Source organism: Pseudomonas sp. NCCP-436 (genome assembly GCF_019656335.1).
Taxonomy (GTDB): domain Bacteria; phylum Pseudomonadota; class Gammaproteobacteria; order Pseudomonadales; family Pseudomonadaceae; genus Aquipseudomonas.
In genome coordinates this window covers 159,192-178,169 of the sequence record NZ_BPLZ01000002.1, presented here as the reverse complement: position 1 = coordinate 178,169, position 18,978 = coordinate 159,192, and the positions used below count along the sequence as shown (strand labels likewise).

Annotated in this window: 18 protein-coding genes; 9 read left to right on the top strand and 9 right to left on the bottom strand. The window is 62.5% G+C overall.

Going from position 1 to position 18,978, the window contains the following annotated elements:
- Positions 1 to 307: 307 nt before the first annotated feature.
- The gene (gene fadD2, locus NCCP436_RS02930) at positions 308 to 1,996 is read right to left on the bottom strand and encodes a long-chain-fatty-acid--CoA ligase FadD2 (RefSeq protein WP_220802294.1); all 1,689 of its coding nucleotides are present in this window, start codon (positions 1,994 to 1,996) and stop codon (positions 308 to 310) included.
- A gap of 231 nt (positions 1,997 to 2,227) precedes the next feature.
- Between fadD2 and NCCP436_RS02925 the strand changes: the two genes are divergently transcribed.
- The 5 genes from NCCP436_RS02925 to codA all read left to right on the top strand — a co-directional run bounded on the left by NCCP436_RS02925 (position 2,228) and on the right by codA (position 7,593).
- Positions 2,228 to 3,178 (top strand): alpha/beta hydrolase, encoded by a 951-nt coding sequence (locus NCCP436_RS02925; RefSeq protein ID WP_220802293.1) that lies wholly within the window; start codon positions 2,228 to 2,230, stop codon positions 3,176 to 3,178.
- On the top strand, positions 3,175 to 3,645 hold the full coding sequence (locus NCCP436_RS02920) for a MaoC family dehydratase (protein ID WP_220802292.1): 471 nt from the start codon (positions 3,175 to 3,177) through the stop codon (positions 3,643 to 3,645). The genes NCCP436_RS02925 and NCCP436_RS02920 overlap by 4 nt, the downstream gene beginning before the upstream one ends.
- A 209-nt stretch (positions 3,646 to 3,854) precedes the next feature.
- Positions 3,855 to 5,126 (top strand): cytosine permease, encoded by a 1,272-nt coding sequence (gene codB, locus NCCP436_RS02915; protein WP_220802291.1) that lies wholly within the window; start codon positions 3,855 to 3,857, stop codon positions 5,124 to 5,126.
- Positions 5,123 to 6,346: a PucR family transcriptional regulator gene (locus NCCP436_RS02910; protein ID WP_220802290.1), complete on the top strand. Its 1,224-nt coding sequence runs from the start codon at positions 5,123 to 5,125 to the stop codon at positions 6,344 to 6,346. Before codB ends, NCCP436_RS02910 begins: the two co-directional genes overlap by 4 nt.
- A gap of 11 nt (positions 6,347 to 6,357) precedes the next feature.
- A complete protein-coding gene (gene codA / locus NCCP436_RS02905; protein ID WP_220802289.1) occupies positions 6,358 to 7,593 on the top strand; it encodes a cytosine deaminase in 1,236 nt (411 codons plus the stop codon).
- Positions 7,594 to 7,672: 79 nt separating this feature from the next.
- On the opposite strand, the gene argC is transcribed toward codA, so the two are convergent.
- The 8 genes from argC to NCCP436_RS02870 all read right to left on the bottom strand — a co-directional run bounded on the left by argC (position 7,673) and on the right by NCCP436_RS02870 (position 13,326).
- A complete protein-coding gene (gene argC / locus NCCP436_RS02900; protein WP_220802288.1) occupies positions 7,673 to 8,626 on the bottom strand; it encodes an N-acetyl-gamma-glutamyl-phosphate reductase in 954 nt (317 codons plus the stop codon).
- A gap of 108 nt (positions 8,627 to 8,734) precedes the next feature.
- Entirely contained in the window at positions 8,735 to 9,592 is an 858-nt protein-coding gene (locus NCCP436_RS02895; RefSeq protein WP_220802501.1) for an efflux RND transporter periplasmic adaptor subunit, read from the bottom strand.
- 16 nt (positions 9,593 to 9,608) lie between these two features.
- Entirely contained in the window at positions 9,609 to 9,812 is a 204-nt protein-coding gene (locus tag NCCP436_RS02890) for a DUF1656 domain-containing protein (RefSeq protein WP_220802287.1), read from the bottom strand.
- Positions 9,799 to 11,787, bottom strand: a complete 1,989-nt coding sequence (locus NCCP436_RS02885; RefSeq protein ID WP_220802286.1) for an FUSC family protein — start codon at positions 11,785 to 11,787, stop codon at positions 9,799 to 9,801. Before NCCP436_RS02885 ends, NCCP436_RS02890 begins: the two co-directional genes overlap by 14 nt.
- A gap of 148 nt (positions 11,788 to 11,935) precedes the next feature.
- Positions 11,936 to 12,052 (bottom strand): cytochrome c oxidase subunit CcoM, encoded by a 117-nt coding sequence (ccoM, locus tag NCCP436_RS17720; protein WP_309295049.1) that lies wholly within the window; start codon positions 12,050 to 12,052, stop codon positions 11,936 to 11,938.
- Positions 12,053 to 12,250: 198 nt separating this feature from the next.
- Positions 12,251 to 12,415, bottom strand: coding sequence for a hypothetical protein (locus tag NCCP436_RS02880; RefSeq protein WP_220802285.1), 165 nt, complete (start codon positions 12,413 to 12,415; stop codon positions 12,251 to 12,253).
- Entirely contained in the window at positions 12,412 to 13,011 is a 600-nt protein-coding gene (locus NCCP436_RS02875; RefSeq protein ID WP_220802284.1) for an alpha-ketoglutarate-dependent dioxygenase AlkB, read from the bottom strand. The genes NCCP436_RS02880 and NCCP436_RS02875 overlap by 4 nt, the downstream gene beginning before the upstream one ends.
- A 21-nt stretch (positions 13,012 to 13,032) precedes the next feature.
- Positions 13,033 to 13,326: an aspartate-semialdehyde dehydrogenase gene (locus tag NCCP436_RS02870; protein ID WP_220802283.1), complete on the bottom strand. Its 294-nt coding sequence runs from the start codon at positions 13,324 to 13,326 to the stop codon at positions 13,033 to 13,035.
- 160 nt (positions 13,327 to 13,486) lie between these two features.
- Between NCCP436_RS02870 and rapA the strand changes: the two genes are divergently transcribed.
- From rapA to cmoB, 4 genes are all read left to right on the top strand, one after another.
- Complete coding sequence (rapA, locus tag NCCP436_RS02865; RefSeq protein WP_220802282.1) at positions 13,487 to 16,330, top strand: RNA polymerase-associated protein RapA; 2,844 nt, start codon at positions 13,487 to 13,489, stop codon at positions 16,328 to 16,330.
- A gap of 177 nt (positions 16,331 to 16,507) precedes the next feature.
- Positions 16,508 to 17,146, top strand: a complete 639-nt coding sequence (locus tag NCCP436_RS02860; RefSeq protein WP_220802281.1) for a lysoplasmalogenase — start codon at positions 16,508 to 16,510, stop codon at positions 17,144 to 17,146.
- Positions 17,147 to 17,231: 85 nt separating this feature from the next.
- A complete protein-coding gene (cmoA, locus tag NCCP436_RS02855) occupies positions 17,232 to 17,975 on the top strand; it encodes a carboxy-S-adenosyl-L-methionine synthase CmoA (protein ID WP_220802280.1) in 744 nt (247 codons plus the stop codon).
- Positions 17,972 to 18,940: a tRNA 5-methoxyuridine(34)/uridine 5-oxyacetic acid(34) synthase CmoB gene (gene cmoB, locus NCCP436_RS02850; protein ID WP_220802279.1), complete on the top strand. Its 969-nt coding sequence runs from the start codon at positions 17,972 to 17,974 to the stop codon at positions 18,938 to 18,940. Before cmoA ends, cmoB begins: the two co-directional genes overlap by 4 nt.
- Positions 18,941 to 18,978: the final 38 nt, after the last annotated feature.

Here is an 18,978-nt window from a genome sequence, read left to right as displayed (position 1 = left end):
AGCAGCTTTACCAGTGGCTCACCAGCACCCGAAAAGCCCTTATCAGTCACCAAAAAGACCAAAACAACAAGATAAGTCACAACCCATAATAGCCCGCTTCTTCGTTCGAAAGCTCTCTAGCTCGCCTGTTTTAGCCTGTTCAGCCGGATTCGACGGGGGGTTTGCTGCCGAGAAATCTCTGCCTAAAGCCGCCCTGCCGGTTACGAAATCACAACAAACCGGCAGCCCGGGACGGGCAGCCGGTACAGGGAAACGTTCAGACGAACGGTGACGAGGCGCAACCTGACGGTCGCAGCGCCCCGACCGCTCAGGCCATATCGCGCAGTTCGCGACGCAGAATCTTGCCCACCGGGGTCATGGGCAGGCTGTCGCGGAACACAATGTGACGGGGCACCTTGTAACCGGTGAGGTTCTCTCGACAGTAGCGCTTGATCTCTTCCTCGTTGACGTCGGCATCGCGCGGCACCACAAACAACTTGACCGCCTCGCCAGACTTTTCGTCCGGTACGCCGATAGCCGCGCAACTGGCTACCTGCGGATGGGCCATCACCACGTCCTCAATCTCATTGGGATAAACGTTGAAACCGGAGACGATGATCATGTCCTTCTTGCGATCGACGATGCGCACATAACCATCAGGGTCGATCACTGCTATGTCGCCGGTTCTGAACCAGCCCTCGGCGTCGAGCACCTCGGCGGTGGCCTCCGGACGCTGCCAGTACCCCTTCATAACCTGCGGGCCTTTGATACACAGCTCGCCACGCTCGCCCAGCGACAGCTCGTTGTCGTTATCGTCGATTACCTTGAATGCCGTGCCCGGCACGGGAATCCCGACAGTGCCCAGACGCGCCAGTTCACCATAGGGATTGGCACTGGCCACCGGAGAGGTCTCGGTCAGGCCATAGCCTTCCACGATGCGGCAGCCGGTCACCTGCTGCCAATGCTCGGCGGTGGCCTTGACCAGCGCAGTACCGCCAGAATTGGTGACCTTGAGATGGGAAAAATCCAGATTCTTGAACTTGGGATGATCCATCAGCGCAACAAACAGGGTGTTCAACCCCAGCAGCGCGGAAAATTTCCACTTGCCCAGTTCCTTGACGAAGCCCGGGATGTCGCGCGGGTTGGTAATCAGCACATTATGGTTACCGTTGACCATCATGCACATGCAGTTCGCGGTAAAGGCATAGATGTGGTACAGCGGCAACGGCGCGATCATGATTTCCTGGCCAGGCTTCATCAGCGGCGAGCCATCGGGGCCGAGCTGCGACAGGCAGGCATCAACCTGCAGCATATTCGCGACCAGATTGCCGTGAGTCAGCATCGCACCCTTGGCCACACCGGTGGTGCCGCCTGTGTACTGCAACACGGCAACGTCGTCATGACCGACCTTGACCGGCGTCAGCGCCTGGCCATGTCCCTGCCTGAGCAACTGCCTGAACGGGATGGCCTGGGGTAAATGGTAGTCCGGCACCATCTTCTTGACCTTGCGAACCACGGTATTAACCAGCCAGCCCTTGAGGCTCGGCAAAAGGTCACCCATTCTGGCTTCGATCAGGTACTCGATCTCGGTGTCAGGCAGCACCTCCTGCACCAGCTTGCCGAACATGTTCAGATAAACCAGCGCACGCACACCGGCATCCTTGAACTGATGGCGCATCTCTCGTGCGGTGTACAGCGGATTGGTATTGACCACTATCAGCCCGGCGCGCATGGCTCCGAATACGGCAATGGGGTACTGCAGCACATTGGGCATCTGTACCGCGATGCGTTCACCCGGCTTGAGATCCGTGTGCTTCTGCAGGTAGGCGGCGAAGGCTGCGGAAAGGCGATCCAGTTCGGAGTAGCTCAGTGTCACGCCCAGATTGCTGAACGCCGGGCGGTCGGCGAACTTCTTGCACGAGCGCTCGAACACTTCGATGACCGACCTGTAGCTGCTCAGGTCAATGTCGTTGGGCACGCCAGCCGGGCGCTTGTCGTTCCAGAAATCAGGCTGCATTGTTATTGTCCTCTTCCCCTGAAGTGATCTGGCCCGCCTCGCGGGACAGCCCGGAAAGTAACAGTTCGTCCGCCATGCGCAAATAGCCTCCAGGCCTCATTGATGCGCTGAATTCCATAAGAATTGTAGTGTTTCATAACCGCCACTCCAGAACCTGTCGCCATCGCCCAATCTTTGACTACTGCTGACCAAGGTGCACAATGCGCCCATCTTCCGGCACAAGGATTCGCCATGCGCCACGACAGTTTCACGCTCCAGGCCAGCGACGGTCTGCCCCTGCATGTCAACCACTGGCACGACGGGCAGACGCCACGCGCCCTGATCATGCTCGCCCACGGCATGGCCGAGCACAGCCTGCGCTATGCACGCCTGGCCGAACATCTGGTGGCGGCCGGAATGGAGCTATACGCCCTGGATCAACGCGGCCACGGTCGCACGGCCGAGCACGGCACCCTTGGTCATTACGCCGATGAAGATGGCTGGCGCAAGGTGGTTGGTGACCTGTCAACGCTCAACCACCACATCCGCCAGCAGCATCCGCAGACCCCGATCTTCCTGCTCGGGCACAGCATGGGCAGCTATATCGGTATGGCCTATCTGATGGGACGCAGTTGCAGTCTGCAGGGAGCCATTCTGTCGGGCTCCAACTATCAGCCCGTGGCGTTGTACAAGGCTGCCCGCCTGATCGCCTGCTTCGAACGCTGGCGCCTGGGTTCCAAGGGGCGCAGCAAAGTCATCGATTTCCTGTCCTTCGGTTCGTTCAACAAGGCCTTCAAACCCAATCGCACGGCCTTCGACTGGCTCAGCCGCGATCCGGCGGAAGTGGACAAATACGTGACCGACCCGCTGTGCGGCTTCGTCTGCACCACACAGTTGTGGTGTGACCTGCTCGATGGCCTGCAGTACATCACCCCGACGGCCAATCTGGCGCAGATCGATGCCGACCTGCCGCTGCTGGTGATCGGCGGCTCGCGTGACCCGGTCAGCGACGGCAAGCGCCTGAATGACCTGGCGGGCGCCCTGCGCGAAGCCGGCGTGCGCGACGTGCAACTGAAGATTTATCCCGAGGCCCGTCATGAGCTGCTCAACGAGAGCAATCGCGACGAGGTCACCGCCCACCTGATCGACTGGCTGCAGCAGGCGCTGAGCCAGGGTCGAAGCCCAATCAAGGAGTGCCCATGACCCAGCTAACCAACATCCCCTACGAGGCCCTCGAAGTCGGCCAGCAGGCGAGCTTCGAGAAGCTGGTCGAAGAGCGCGACGTACAACTGTTCGCGGCAGTCTCCGGCGACAACAACCCGGTACATCTGGACGCCGCCTTCGCCGCCGAGACCCTGTTCAAGGAACGTATCGCCCACGGCATGTTCACCGGTGCGCTGATCAGTGCCGCCATCGCCTGCCGCCTGCCCGGCCCGGGCACCATCTACCTCGGACAACAACTCAAGTTCACCCGCCCGGTTAAGCTCGGCGACACCCTGACGGTGAAGCTGGAAGTACTGGAAAAACTGCCGAAGAACCGCGTACGCATTGCCACCCGCGTGTTCAACCAGGACGGTAAGCAGGTGGTCGACGGTGAAGCCGAAGTGCTTGCCCCGGCCAGCGAGCAGACCGTGACCATGCCGCCGATGCCGCAAGTCACCGTCAACTGATACGCTGCAAGCTGGTGCGCGACCACAGCGTCGCGCACCACTTTTGTTCTACACTCACAAACCCTGAGCGACCTGGCGCTATATAAGTGCATTTTTTTGTGCGACTTGCACAAAACCCTTTGACCATCCCGCCAAGCAGCCTGCCGTGCTGAATTCTGGCACGCCCCCTGCTATCGCCAAGGCCTCACCCTCTTACCGGAGCCAGGTCCATGAGCAATGTCACCCCCGATAGCGACTACCCCCTGAGCGAGGTGCCCAACGGCGCGCGCAAGGGGCTGTTCTCCACCGCCATCCTGCTGTTCGGTTTCACCTTTTTCACCGCCACCATGTTCGCCGGCGGCAAGATCGGCATGGCCTTCGATTTCACCACGCTGATCTGGGCGGCAGTGATCGGCAACCTGCTGCTCGGCCTGTATGCCGCAGTGCTGGGCCTGATCGCCTGCCGCAGCGGCCTGAATTCGGTACTGATGGGGCGTTTCTGCTTCGGTGAGGTGGGCAGCAAGCTGTCCGATATGCTGCTGGGCTTCACCCAGATCGGCTGGTACGCCTGGGGCACGGCGACCATCGCCATCATCCTGGTGAAGATTCTCGGCCTGCCCGAAGGCCTGACCATCCCGTTGATGGTGCTGTTCGGCTTCGGTTTCTGCCTGACCGCCTTCGTCGGCTACAAGGGGCTGGACCTGCTCTCGCGCGTCGCCGTACCGGCCATGCTGGTACTGCTGATGGCCTCGCTGTGGATCGCCACCCGTGATATCGGCGGCCTTGCCGGTCTGCTCGCGGTCGAGCCGCAGGAGAGCATGAGTCTGAGCGTTGCCATCACCCTGGTGTTCGGCACTTTCGTCAGCGGCGCCACCCAGGCCACCAACTGGACGCGCTTCGCCAAGAGCGGCCGGGTCGCGGTGCTGGCCAGCATGGTCGGCTTCTTCATCGGCAACGGCCTGATGATCATTGCCGGTGCCTATGGCGCGATCGTCTATCAGCAGCCGGACGTGGTCGAGGTACTGGTGCTGCAGGGGCTGTCCATGGCCGCCGTGGTCATGCTGTTCCTCAACCTGTGGACCACCCAGGACAACACCATCTACAACTTCGCTGCAGCCGGCTGCAACCTGCTGCGCACCGGCAAGCGCAAGACCGTGACCCTGGCAGGTGCCGGTATCGGCACGCTGCTGGCCATCGGCGGCATGTACGAGATGCTGATTCCCTTCCTGATCCTGCTCGGCTCGATCATTCCGCCGATTGGCGGCGTGATCATGGCCGATTTCTTCTACGGCCACCGGTCGCGCTATCCGAAACTGGCCGATGTGCGTCTGCCGGCGTTCAACTGGGTCGGCCTCGGCGCCTACCTGATCGGCGCGCTGAGCGCCTACTTCTCGCCCTGGATCGCCCCGCTGGTAGGTATCGCCGTGGCGGCCGTGGCCTATGTCGTGCTGTTCGAGGCAAACAAGGCACTGGTTGGCCGTCAGCAGGTCGCTGGCGCGTGAGTCTGACCGTCGCCGACGTACTCGCCCTGCCCGGCCTGGCCAGCATGCACCTGCGTGCCGGCCAGGCCGGGCGCGACAATGCCGTGCGCTGGCCCTATGTGGCCGAGAACGAAGGCATCGCCGACTGGGTGATGGGCGGCGAACTGATCTTCGTCACCGGCATCAACCACCCGCGCGACGAAGCCAACCTGCTGCGTCTGGTACGAGAAGGCCATGAACGCGTGGTCGCCGGCCTGGTCATCCTCACCGGCGCCGAGTTCATTCAGAGCATCCCACCCAGCGTCATCGCCGAGGCCGAGCGCCTGAACCTGCCACTGATCGAGCAGCCCTACGCACTGAAGATGGTGGTGGTCACCCAGGCCATCGGCACCGCGCTGGTGCAGGCGCAGCAGCTCGGCCGCTCGCGCCAGCACGTGCTGGAACAGGTGCTCGACGGCGACTACCAGTCGCTCGAGGTGTTGCTGCAACGCGGCGACAGCCTCGGCCTGGCACTGCACGTGCCGCGTCAGGTGGCACTGCTGCGCCTCGACGGCAGCGAGCAACTGTTCGGCGACCTGCCGGACGAAGACGCCGAGCGCCAGCTGCAGAGTCGCCAGCAACTGCTGCAACGGCGCCTGGAACAATGCCTCGGCGAACTGGGTGACGTGCTGCCACTGGTCAGCCAGGGCCGCCACTGGATCGCCCTGCTGCCCTGCCCCGACGCTCACAGCGAGGCACGCAACCGCCAGGCCATGACCACGCTGCTCGATGAGCTGCGCCCGCAACTCGGCCCGCTACGTCTGTTCCTCGGTCTCGGCAGCGCCGGTTGCGATGCACCGCGCCTCGCCCAGGGGCTGGGTGAGGCACGCCAGGCCCTGAGCGTGGCGCAGCGCTTTCCCGAGCGCCTGGGCCTGTGCAGTTTCAATGAGCTGGGCGTACTGGAATTGCTCGGTGCGATTCGCAACCGCAGCCTGCTCGATCGCTTCGTCGAACGCGTGGTCGGCCCGCTGATCGGCGATGACTCGCGCCATCAGCCGGTGCTGATGCCCACACTGGAGGCCTGGTTCGCCGAGAACGGCAACCTGGCCCTGGCCGCGCAACGCCTCAATGTTCACCGCAATACCCTGAGCTACCGTCTGCAGCGCATCGAAGCGCTGACCGGCTGCTCGTTCGAAGACCCGCACGACCGCCTGAACATCAGCGTCGCGCTGTTGATCCGGCGCCTGTCGTCGCCTGCCTGAGAGGAACCAAGATGATCATCCACAACGCCCGCCTGCGCGGCCGCGACGGCCTGCACCGCATCACCCTGGACGGCGAGCTGATCGCCCGCATCGAGCCGCAGCAGAACGCCCCCGTCATCGCCGCCGCCGACCTGGACGCCGCCGGCAACCTGGTGGTGCCGCCCTTCGTCGAGCCGCACATCCACCTCGATGCCACCCTCACCGCCGGCGAGCCGGCGTGGAACATGAGCGGCACGCTGTTCGAGGGCATCGAGCGCTGGGCCGAGCGCAAGGCGCTGGTCACTCACGAGGACACCAAGACCCGCGCCAAGAAGACCATCGACATGCTGGTCGACCACGGCATTCAACATGTGCGCACCCACGTCGACGTCACCGACCCGACTCTGGCCGCGCTCAAGGCCATGCTCGAAGTGCGCGAGGAAACCCGCCACCTGATCGACATGCAGATCGTCGCCTTCCCGCAGGAGGGCATCGAGTCCTTCGCCAATGGTCGCGCGCTGATGGAACAGGCCATCGAGCTGGGCGCCGACGTGGTCGGCGGCATTCCGCATTTCGAGAACACCCGCGACCAGGGCGTGTCGTCGATCAAGTTCCTCATGGATCTGGCCGAGCGCACCGACTGCCTGGTGGACGTGCACTGCGACGAGACCGACGACCCGCAGTCGCGCTTTCTCGAAGTGCTGGCCGAAGAAGCCCGCGTGCGCGGAATGGGCGCACGTGTCACCGCCAGCCACACCGTGGCCATGGGCTCCTACGACAACGCCTACTGCTCCAAGCTGTTCCGCCTGCTGAAGATGAGCGGCATCAGCTTCATTTCCTGCCCCACCGAGAGCATCCACCTGCAGGGGCGCTTCGACACCTTCCCAAAACGCCGCGGGCTGACCCGCGTGGCTGAACTGGATCGTGCCGGGATGAACGTGTGCTTCGGCCAGGATTCCATCGTCGACCCCTGGTATCCGCTGGGCAACGGCAACATCCTGCGCATCCTCGAAGCCGGCCTGCATATCTGCCACATGCTCGGTTACGAGGATCTCAAGCGCAGTCTGGACCTGATCACCGACAACTCGGCGCGTGCCCTGGCCCTCGGTGAGCGTTACGGTCTGGAAGCGGGCCGTCCGGCCAACCTGCTGATCCTCTCGGCGCCGGACGACTATGAGATGGTGCGCAGCCAGGGCCACGCGCTGGTGTCGGTACGCCATGGCAAGGTGCTGATGCGCCGCACCCCGGCGCGCATCGAACGGGCCTGAAAGAAATACGGGGCGGCGGGTCAGGTACCCGTCGCCCCGTCGGCACAAGCAGCCGAAGCCCAAAGCCCCGGCCCGCCATTTACAGACCGCTGGCCAGCCCGGCGTCCTCGGCGGCACCGATGTGCACGTTCATGCACTGCACCGCAGCGCCCGCAGCGCCCTTGCCAAGGTTGTCCAGACGTGCCACCAGGGTCGCCCGCTCGGCATTGCCGAAGACGAACAGATCGGCCCGATTGGTGTCATTGCAGGCCTGCACATCGAAGAAGCCGTTGTCCAGGTTGGACTCATCCTCCAGCGGCATCACCCGCACAAAACGCTCGCCGGCATAATGCTGCCGCAGCGCCTCATGCAACTGCTGTAGCGTTGTGCCGGACGCCAGCCGGTCGAGATGCAGCGGCACGGTTACCGAAAGCCCCTTGAGGAAGTCGCCAACGATGGGATTGAACACCGGCGCCTGGGCAATGCCGGTCTGTACACGCATCTCCGGCAGATGCTTGTGCGCCTGGCCCATGGCATAAGGGCGCGGACTTTTCAGACAGGCATCTCCACCAGCCTCGTATTGGGCGATCATCGACTTGCCGCCGCCGCTGTAGCCGGTCAGGGAGAACGCGCTGAGCGGGTAGTTCTTCGGTAACAGACCGGCGTCCACCAGAGGGCGCACCAGCAGGATGAAGGCTGTGGCGTGGCAGCCAGGGTTGGCAATGCGCTTGCTGGCACGGATCGCCTCGCGCTGGCCAGCAGCCAGTTCCGGCAGACCGTAGGTCCAGCCGCTGTCGGTACGGAAAGCGGTACTGGCGTCGATGATGCAGGTGTCGGGATTGCTTACCAGACTGACGGCCTCACGCGAAGCGGCGTCCGGCAAACAGAGGAAGGCCACGTCGGCGGCATTAAGAAAGCGCGCTCGCTCGGCACTATCCTTGCGCTTGGCTTCATCGATGCGCAGCAACTCAATATCCGGGCGACCGGCCAGGTAATCCAGCAGGCGCAACCCCGTAGTGCCTTCCTGGCCATCGACGAAAACTTTATAGGACATGGACGAGACCTCTTTACTTGAGCCAGGCATGGCCCGCATTGAAAACGAGGCGCTAGTTTCGACGACTCTGACCTTGCCGTCACGTCCTGAGCAAAGCTTTTAAGCGGATCACTGCTCGACCACCTGTACACTGGCCGTCATCCCGGCGCTCAGTTGCACATCATCCGGAAGTTCCTTGAGCCTGATGCGCACCGGAATACGCTGGGCCAGACGCACCCAGTTGAAGGTCGGCTCGACATCGGCCAGCAGTTGGCCGTCAGGCCTGGCATTGCGATCAGTGATACCACTGCTGATGCTTTCGACCTCTCCTTCCAGTATCTGGTCGCCGCCCATCAAGGCCACTTTCACCGGGGCCCCGACGCGAATACGTGCCAGCTTGGTTTCCTCGAAGTAGGCCTGCACATAGAAGGAAGACAAGTCGACCAACGCCATGACCGCCTCGCCACTACGCACGTAATTCCCCTGGGCCAGACGCAGATTGGTCACCTGCCCGGCCCGTGGCGCACGCACCTCACTGCGCGCCAGGTCAAGCTCGGCAAAGTGCACGGCGGCCTGTGCCTGACGGTACTCGCCACGGGCAATGCGCGCACTGATCTGGGCATTTTCACGCAACTCGGCACTAATGGCCTGCGAGCCCAACCGCATACGACGACTCGCCTCCCGCTCGCGCAACGTCAGTTGTTCACGGCGCGTCTGCTCCACTGCGCGAGCCTGCTCCAGCGCAGCCTCATAGCGTGCCTTGTCCAGCACCATCAGCAGATCGCCCTGCTCAACCCGCTGATTGTCCCGCACCTTCAGACTCTCGACCCAGCCCGCCACATCCGGCGCCACGGTGACAACATCGGCACGCACTCGGGCGTCGCGGGTCCAGGGCGAATACAGGTAGTACTGCCACAGCCAGTAGCCGGCTGCGATGGCCAACGCCACTACGCTCAGAGTCAGGGTGACCCGCACCGCGGATTTCAATGCCTGCTTCATGCTCTCATTGCCCCAGGAAGTACACAGATCCAGCCAATACACAAACGAACAGCGCACAATCGAACAGCGCTTCGTGCCAGATCCACTGGCTCAGCCCGATTCGCTGCAGCACCAGGCGTAATACCCCGGTCAACAGCAGTGCAAATAGCACATACGCCAGCAAAGGACTTAGCAGTACCCCGCCGACACTCCATTCACGCAGCCCCATGTTCCATTCCCCCGCCCTGGCACCAACGCTGCCAGATCCTGCACAGTTGCTGAGTAGCCGTCAGCGCCAAACGCCGCTCGATATTTTCCGGCCCGCTCACCAGTACCTGCATAAGCGCTTGGGCAGCGCCATCCAGAGATTGCGCCTGCGCCTCCTGCGGCCCCTTCTGCAAGGCCTGGCCGACTCGCCACAAGAAGGCCTCGCCCGGCTCACGCATCGATGATCCGAGACTCGCCAGACAGGCCCGCAAGTGCAGCAGCTCATCGGCGAAATCCAGACCACTGATACCATCATCCCAACGCTCACGACTATTGGCAGGCAGCAGTGGATAATGCCGCGCCAGACGCAGCAGACGATCAGCCATACGTCCGCCGAACCAGTTTTCAGCGCCATCCAAAGAGCGCCAGGTCAGGCGTTGCAAATCCTGCAGGGTTGCCCGCCGGAGGCGACGGATGTGCCAGGCTGGACTGCGCAACTGCAGCAGATTGAAAGCCAGTACCGCACAGCCCACACCAACAATCATCGACAGCACTTCATTGAAGAAGAACCCTACGTCGTATTTCATGACGTTGTGCGGGCCGGTCAGCACAATCAGGTTGAGGGTGAACGAAGTGGCCGTGCCTGCCAGCATCGGATGAGCCATGCCCAATGCGCCAAAGAACAGCGGTGGTGCCAGCACCAGACATAGCAATGCAAAACCGCTGACCTGCGGCAACAGCACATGTCCAACCAGAAGCGCTACCGGTACGCAATAGAAAATCCCGCGCAGAAACATAAGACCGATCTGCGCAGCATTGTCGCGACTGGCAAACAGACTGCAGGCCACCCCAGCCAACACCATGGCACTGGCAGCGTGACTCCAGGCCGTGCCCATCCAGAGGGCAGCCAGCAGCAGGAAGGCCAAGCCGCTGCGCATGCCGTAAAACAAAGCTGTCTGCCAGTCACGATGTGAGGACAATGGCGGTGGCAGCGAACCGCTGCTGCGTCCCTGCTCAACGGCCTCCAGAGAATCCTGTGCCTGGGCCAGGCGACTACAAAGCACCGCAAGACGCTCCAGAGCACCACGCTCGGCCTGATCCCAATCGGCAAGCGCACTCTGCTCTCGCAACGCACCGCTCAATGTCAGCAACGCCCCATGGGAGGCCTCCTGCATGACGTCGACCACCTGCTGCAGCGGCTGTGCCAAACGCCGCGCCTGAGCATCACCCAGACTGCGCCACTGGCGACCCACGCCACGCGCCAGACGCAAAGCGCTGAGCAAATCACGACTCAGCGCACGCAGCGCCGATGCCCGGCTACGCCCTAACGGCCCCTCGAACCAGGCATGCTCGCGCTGGGCGTCAATCGCCACCACCTGACCTAGTACATCAAGCAGCCCCTTGCGATCCAGTGGCTGCCCTTGCAGAGAGTGCAACGCTGCCGCCATACCCGCCTGCCACACCCGGCGCGCTTGTGCACTCAACTGACGTTCGACTCGCTGCGGCCACAATACGGCGCTGACCACAGTAGCGCAGGCAATGCCCAGAATGATTTCAGTGCAACGCGCCACTGCCTGATCGAACACCGTCAGCGGCGCGTTGACAGCCGGCAGACCGATGATCGCCACCGTATAACCGGCCAGCACGAAGGCATACCCCCAGGCACTGCGCAACAGGGTCGACGCAGCGGTGCACAACGTCATCCACAGAGCCAGAACCAGCAGAAACAGCCACGGTGTCTGCGCGAACAAAGCGATCATCAGTACCGCCATCAGCGTACCGATCACCGTGCCCAATACCCGGGCCAGCCCCTTGAGTACCACCATGCCGGACATCGGCTGGGCGACAATGAAGGCTGTCATCAACGCCCATTGCGGCTGTTGCAGATCGAAGCGAAACGCCAGCCACAGCGCCAGGCCGCCACCAAGCAGCGTCTTGATGGCAAATTGCAAAGCGTTTGGCTGGGGAAACAGAAAGTGTCCTAGGAGACGCAACATCGCTACGCCACAAGAAAAGGCTCAGAACAGATACATAGATCTGTAATGGAACGCGGCGTAAGCAAAAGATTCCAGGTTCATATAAGGAACAAAAAAAGGGCGACCGAAGTCGCCCGAATTGCCTTGCGTGCCCAGTGAGCTGGAAGGATCAGCCCTGCTTACGCTTGTGCGCATCCTTCCAGATGAAATAACCAACTCCTCCGAAGAACGCGAACATCAGAAGAACCGTGCCGACTCCGGCGAGAACCACTGTATCGACGAACATGGCTGCCTCCTGATCTTTGCCTGTCTGTCTGAGATGGCTTCAAGTTAGCAGCGTCGGTTCGGAGGGAATTGATCTGGATCAATTGGCGAAAGAAGCTTCCGGCAGGCCAGCGCGAACACTGACACAAGTCAAGAAATCGGCGGGAGAACAGCGAAAGCGGCACCATGGCCACAGAGGCAACGGGAGGGAAGGCGGGTCTCAGCGCTTTTTCTTCGGCTTGCCCTTAGCTTTCTTCCTGCTTTTGCCCAGAGGCAGAACCTGCTCGAACACCTGGCGCATCGCGTCCAGGCGCCTGTCGTGAAGATCATGGATGCGCTTGTCGCGCTCGGCAGCGAAATCGATCAGCTTGTCATCATTGCTCATAGCGGAAACCGGATCAGGCGGAAGGTCAGGTTAAGTCGCGGAGCACAGGCTTGCCGCGTCTTCGCCACTTGATGCTGCCAATGATGCTGGGTCGGCCCGCGCATGACCAGTAGCGAAGCATGCGCCAGCGTCAGCGAGTACTCGATACGCGTACTGCCAACGCGGCGCAGATCGAAACGCCGACAGCCTCCCAGACTGAGCGAAGCAATCAGCGGATCGCGTCCCAACTCCGGCTCGGCATCGTTGTGCCAGCCCATCGAGTCCTGACCGTCACGATAATAGTTGAGCAGCACGGCATTAAGCGGCTGCCCCACCTGGTGCTCCACCCGCTGGCGGATCTCAGCCAGCAGCGGCGTCCAGGACAGCGGTTCGTGGAGCCTGCCGGAATAACGGTAGCGTGCGCCAGGCTCGCCGTACCAGGCGGTCAGACGCGGCGTACGGTGATAGCGGCCATGGATGAAAAGCTCCGGCTGCTGCCAGGGCGTCTGCGCCAGCAGCGCCTCGAACCAGGTGTCGGCCGTGTCACGGTCGAGCCAGTCCGGAAAATAGTCCAGCTCGGCATTGTCCAGCGTGGGAAGCGGATCATGAAACAGCATGAAAACCACTCGCTACGGGTGTCAGACTTCCACATCGACCCACAGCCCCTGACGGGGCAGCTCACCGAGCACCCGCTCGACCTCCTCTGGCTCGGCCTCGGCCAGTTGCTCGGCGCTATAACCCCGCCGCTGACGCCGACGCTGCTCCTCGCGGAGCAACTCCTCGGCCTCCTGCGGGTGGCGTCGATCAAGGGTCAGCGCGCTTTCCTTGGCACTCTCCTCGGACGGTGTCACGGGCGGAATCTCGGGCCTGGGCTTGACCACATCCTGCGTCGCGGTAACCGGCACCAGTGCCTGGGGAATCGGTGGCAGCACGTTTGGATACCTCCTTTAGTCTGGCTGTCGGCCTGACGAACCACGACTTTAGCCGGTGCTCGCTAAACTTTGACCAAACGGCTCGACGAGAGTGCCTCTGCCGCTTTGGTCGCAGCGCAGCATCCGTTAAGATAGCCGGCTTTTCACGCGGGAGACAGGCATGGCGCAGTATCAACCGGGACAACGCTGGATCAGTGACAGCGAAGCGGAATTGGGGCTGGGAACCATCCTTGCCGAAGATGGCCGCCTGCTCACTGTGCTCTACCCGGCCACCGGCGAAACCCGTCAATACGCCACGCGCAACGCACCACTGACCCGTGTACGCTTCGCCCCCGGCGACGAAATCACCCACTTCGAGGGCTGGAAGCTCACCGTACAGGAAGTCGAGGATATTGACGGCCTGCTCGTCTATCACGGTCTCGATGCCCGCCATCAGCCGGTAAGCATGCCGGAAACCCAGCTGTCCAACTTCATTCAGTTCCGCCTGGCCAGCGACCGCCTGTTCGCCGGTCAGATCGACCCGCTGGCCTGGTTTGCCCTGCGCTACCACACCCTGCAACACAACAGCCGCCTGCTGCAGTCGCCGCTTTGGGGGCTGTGCGGTGCCCGCGTGCAGCCCATCGCCCACCAGTTGCACATTGCCCGCAGCGTTGCCGACCGCATTGCCCCTCGCGTACTACTGGCAGACGAAGTAGGCCTGGGCAAAACTATCGAAGCCGGTCTGGTGATCCACCGTCAGCTGCTTTCCGGGCGTGCCAGCCGTGTGCTGATTCTGGTGCCGGAAAACCTCCAGCACCAGTGGCTGGTGGAAATGCGCCGACGCTTCAACCTTGAAGTGGCCCTGTTCGACGCCGAGCGCTTCCTGGAAAGCGACGCCAGCAATCCCTTCGAAGACAGCCAGTTGGCGCTGGTAGCCCTGGAGTGGCTGACTACCGACGAAAAGGCCCAGGATGCGCTGTTTGCCGCCGGCTGGGATCTGCTGGTGGTGGACGAGGCCCACCATCTGGTCTGGCACCCGGATCAGGTCAGCCCCGAATACGCCCTGGTGGAACAGCTGGCCGAGGTCATCCCAGGAGTACTGCTGCTAACCGCCACCCCCGAGCAGCTAGGCCAGGACAGTCACTTTGCCCGCCTGCGCCTGCTCGACCCTGCCCGCTTTCACGACCTGGAAGCCTTCCGCGCCGAAAGCAGTCAGTACCGCCCGGTGGCCGAAGCAGTGCAGGAGTTGCTCGATCAGGGCCACCTCAGCCCACAGGCCCGGGAAGCCATCGGCGGTTTTCTCGGCAAAGCAGGCCGCGAACTGCTGAAGGCAGTCGACAGCGGCGATGATCAGGCCCGTGCGCGCCTGGTACGTGAACTGCTTGACCGCCACGGCACCGGCCGCCTGCTGTTTCGCAATACCCGTGCGGCCGTGCAGGGGTTCCCGGAGCGCGAACTGCACCCCTACCCGCTGCCGCTTCCAGCCGAATATCTGGAACTGTCGACAGGCGAGCAGGCCGAGCTTTACCCGGAAGTCAGCTACCAGGCTCGCGAGGATAGCGACGAAGAACAACCCTGGTGGCGCTTCGACCCGCGTGTCGAATGGCTGATCGACACCCTGAAGATGCTGAAAAAGTTCAAGGTGCTGGTGATCTGCGCCCACCCCGAAACCGCACTGGATCTGGAAGACGCTCTGCGCGTGCGCTCCGGCATTCCCGCCACGGTGTTCCATGAAGGCATGAGCATCCTCGAGCGAGACCGCGCCGCGGCCTACTTCGCCGACGAGGAATTCGGTGCCCAGGTACTGATTTGCTCGGAGATCGGCTCCGAAGGCCGCAACTTCCAGTTCGCTCATCACCTGGTACTGTTCGACCTGCCGGCACACCCGGATCTGCTCGAGCAACGCATCGGCCGCCTCGACCGCATCGGCCAGAAGCACCGTATCCAGCTACATGTTCCGTACCTGGAGAACAGCCCGCAGGAGCGCCTGTTCCAGTGGTATCACCAGGCGCTGAACGCCTTCCTTGCCACCTGCCCCACCGGCAATGCCCTCCAGCATCAGTTCGGCCCGCGCCTGCTGCCCCTGCTGAATACCGGCGATCAAGCGCCATGGCAGGCCCTGCTTCAGGAGGCGCAAAGCGAGCGCCAGCGTCTGGAAGGCGAACTGCACAGCGGGCGCGACCGTCTGCTGGAACTGAACTCCAGCGGAGCCGGAGAGGGCGAGACACTGGTGGAGGCGATTCTTGAGCAGGACGACCAGTTCACTCTGCCGATCTACATGGAAGAGCTGTTCAATGCCTTTGGTATCGACAGCGAGGACCACTCGGACAACGCCCTGATCCTGCGCCCCAGCGAAAAGATGCTCGACGCCAGCTTCCCCCTCGGCAGCGACGAAGCGGTGACCATCACCTACGATCGCGATCTGGCCCTAAGCCGCGAGGACATGCAGTTCATCAGTTGGGAGCATCCGATGGTACAGGGCGGCATGGACCTGGTGCTGTCCGGCTCCATGGGCAATACCGCCGTGGCGCTGATCAAGAACAAAGCCCTCAAGCCCGGCACCGTACTGCTGGAACTACTCTACGTCAGTGAAGTGGTTGCCCCACGCAAGCTGCAACTGGGTCGTTTCCTGCCACCGCTGGCGCTACGCTGCCTGCTCGATGCCAATGGCAACGACCTGGCCCCCAAGGTGACCTTCGAAACCCTCAACGACCAGCTCGAAAGCGTGCCTCGGGCCAGCGCCAACAAGTTCGTCCAGGCCCAGCGCGAGGTGCTAACTCGACAGATCAACGAGGCAGAGGCCAAAGTCATGCCACGCCATCTCGAGCGGGTCGCCACGGCCAAGAAACGCTTGAGCGCCGAACTGGACGAGGAGCTGGCGCGCCTGATCGCCCTGCATGCCGTCAACCCGAGTGTGCGTGACAGCGAGATCGAAGCTCTGCGCCAGCAACGCGAGCAGAGTCTGGCGATGTTTGACAAAGCCGCCCTGCGCCTGGAAGCCATCCGTATTCTGGTCGCCGGCTAAGTCACCTACCCGGCACGGCACCCTGCCCGGGTTCGCCGTGCCCCTCTCTTTCCGCCACCCGCACACGGCCAGGCGGCATGATTCGTCCCTCCATTTGGCACATGACGCATTGGCAGACCCCGTGCTGCCGGGCATAGTCTCGCCTCCTGCAAACAATGAGAACGGAGCCACTTCCCCATGCGTTGGTTGTTACTCGGTCTGGCGGGTGCCGCCGTGTTTCTCTACGGCCGCATCAGTGGCGATGCACAGCTCAGCCTGCTGAGCAAAGGCATACCGGTGATTGCCCTGCTGCTCTGGCTGCGTCACGCGCCAGCCGGTGTCTATCGGCGCTGGATCGGCACAGGTCTGCTGTTCTCCCTCGCCGGCGACCTCCTGCTGGACTGGCCGGGGGACCTGTTCGTATTCGGCCTTGGCGCTTTCCTGTTGGCTCACCTGGCCTACCTGCGCGCCTACCTCTCCGACAGCCGCCAGCGAGCCCTGCCTGCTCTCCTGCTGGCCCTGCTGTTCGGCGCCGGCATGTTTGCTCTTCTGGCCAGCAATGGCCTGGGCGAACTACTGATTCCGGTTGCCTGTTATAGCACCGTGATCAGCCTGATGCTCTGGCGTGCCCTGGCCCGCCTCGGCCATCCGGATTTGCAGCGACGCTCCACCTGGCTGGCGGCCGGCGGCGCCGCGTTGTTCGTGCTTTCCGACAGTCTGATCGGCATCGACCGTTTCGTTAGCAGTTTCCCTGCCGCCCCCTACGCCATCATTCTCAGCTACTGGCTCGGCCAATGGGGCATCGCCGCATCGTCCTTCGAGCGCAAGCGCCCGTAATCCGCGACGAGTCGCCAAGAAAGCCTGACGACTCGCCGTCACTTGGCTAAAATGCCGGCCTTTTCCGTCAACCATTGCAACTGCCGTGCGCCAAGAATCCGATCGCCTGTTTGCCCAGCCTCTTACCGAGGTTCCCGATTTCGTGTTCAACGAGGACGTGGTTCGGGTATTCCCGGACATGATCAAACGCTCGGTGCCCGGCTATCCCACCATTGTCGAAAACATCGGCGTGCTGGCCGGCAGCTTCGCCCAGCCAAACACTGTCCTCTACGATCTCGGCGCCTCGCTGGGAGCAGTGACCCAGGCACTACGCAGGCATGTACAGAGCGGGGGCTGCCGGGTGATTGCCGTGGACAACTCGCCAGCCATGGTCACCCGCTGCGCCGAGTACCTGCAGGCACAGGACGCCATGTTCCAGGAACTACTGCCCGCCGAGGTGATAGAGGCAGACATCCTCAGCTTGGAGCTTCAGCCCTGTTCGCTGGTGGCAATGAACTTCACCCTGCAGTTCATCCCGCCGGAACAGCGCCTGCAACTGCTGCGCCGCATTCATCAGGCACTACTGCCCGGCGGCGCACTGATTCTCTCGGAAAAGCTGCGCTTTGAAGACAACACGGAACACGATCTGCTGACCGATCTGCATCTGGCCTTCAAGCGCGCCAATGGCTACAGCGAACTGGAAATCGCCCAGAAACGCAGCGCCATCGAGAAGGTGATGCTGCCAGACAGCCTTGAGCAGCACCGAAAGCGCCTGCAGGCCGCCGGCTTCAGCAAGATCGTGCTCTGGTTCCAGTGCCTGAACTTCGCCTCGCTGGTGGCTCTGCCATGATGCGCGATCTGGATCTCGACGCACTGCAGGCACAGTTGGCCGGCAGCCCATTACAGGACTGGGCCGCCGATCTGCCACGGCAACTGGATGCCAAGCTGGCCATCGGTCACGGCGACCTGCCACGCTGGTACGGCGCCGTGCAGGCACTGCCTACACTGAACGCCAGCCAGATCGAGCTGGCCCAACACTTCGCTGTCGGCGGCAACTGCGACGAAGCCACGCGCGCACAGCTCAAAAGCGCCCTACAGGGCCTGATCCCCTGGCGCAAGGGACCGTTCGATCTGTTTGCCGTACATATCGACACAGAATGGCGCTCGGACTGGAAATGGCAGCGCGTCGCACCGCACCTTGACCTTCGCGGCAAGTGCATCCTCGATGTCGGCTGCGGCAATGGCTACTACATGTGGCGCATGCTCGGCGCCGGCGCCGCCAGCGTAATCGGCGTCGACCCCAACTGGCTGTTCCTCTGTCAGTTCCTGGCCATGAAGCGCTACCTGCCGGAACTGCCAGCCTGGCATCTGCCACTGGGTTTCGAGGAGCTGCCGCAGCGACTGGAAGGCTTCGATACGGTGTTCTCCATGGGCGTGCTGTACCACCGCCGCTCGCCTATCGACCATCTGCTCGACCTCAAGGATACGCTGGTCAAAGGTGGTGAACTGGTACTGGAAACGCTGGTGATCGAAGGCGATGCCGAGCAGGTACTGGTGCCCGAGGATCGCTACGCACAGATGCGCAACGTCTGGTTCCTGCCTTCGGTGCCAGCACTGGAGCGTTGGTTACGCCGCGCCGGTTTCGAGGATGTACGCTGCGTAGACGTCAGCACCACCTCGGTGCAAGAACAACGCGCCACCGAATGGATGCGTTTCCAGTCGCTGCCGGAGTTTCTCGACCCGGCCGACCACAGCCGCACCATCGAAGGCTTGCCCGCCCCGACCCGCGCAGTACTGGTAGCACGCAAGCCCTGAGCTGAATCAACGCCTTTAAGCCTGCAACAAGGTATGCT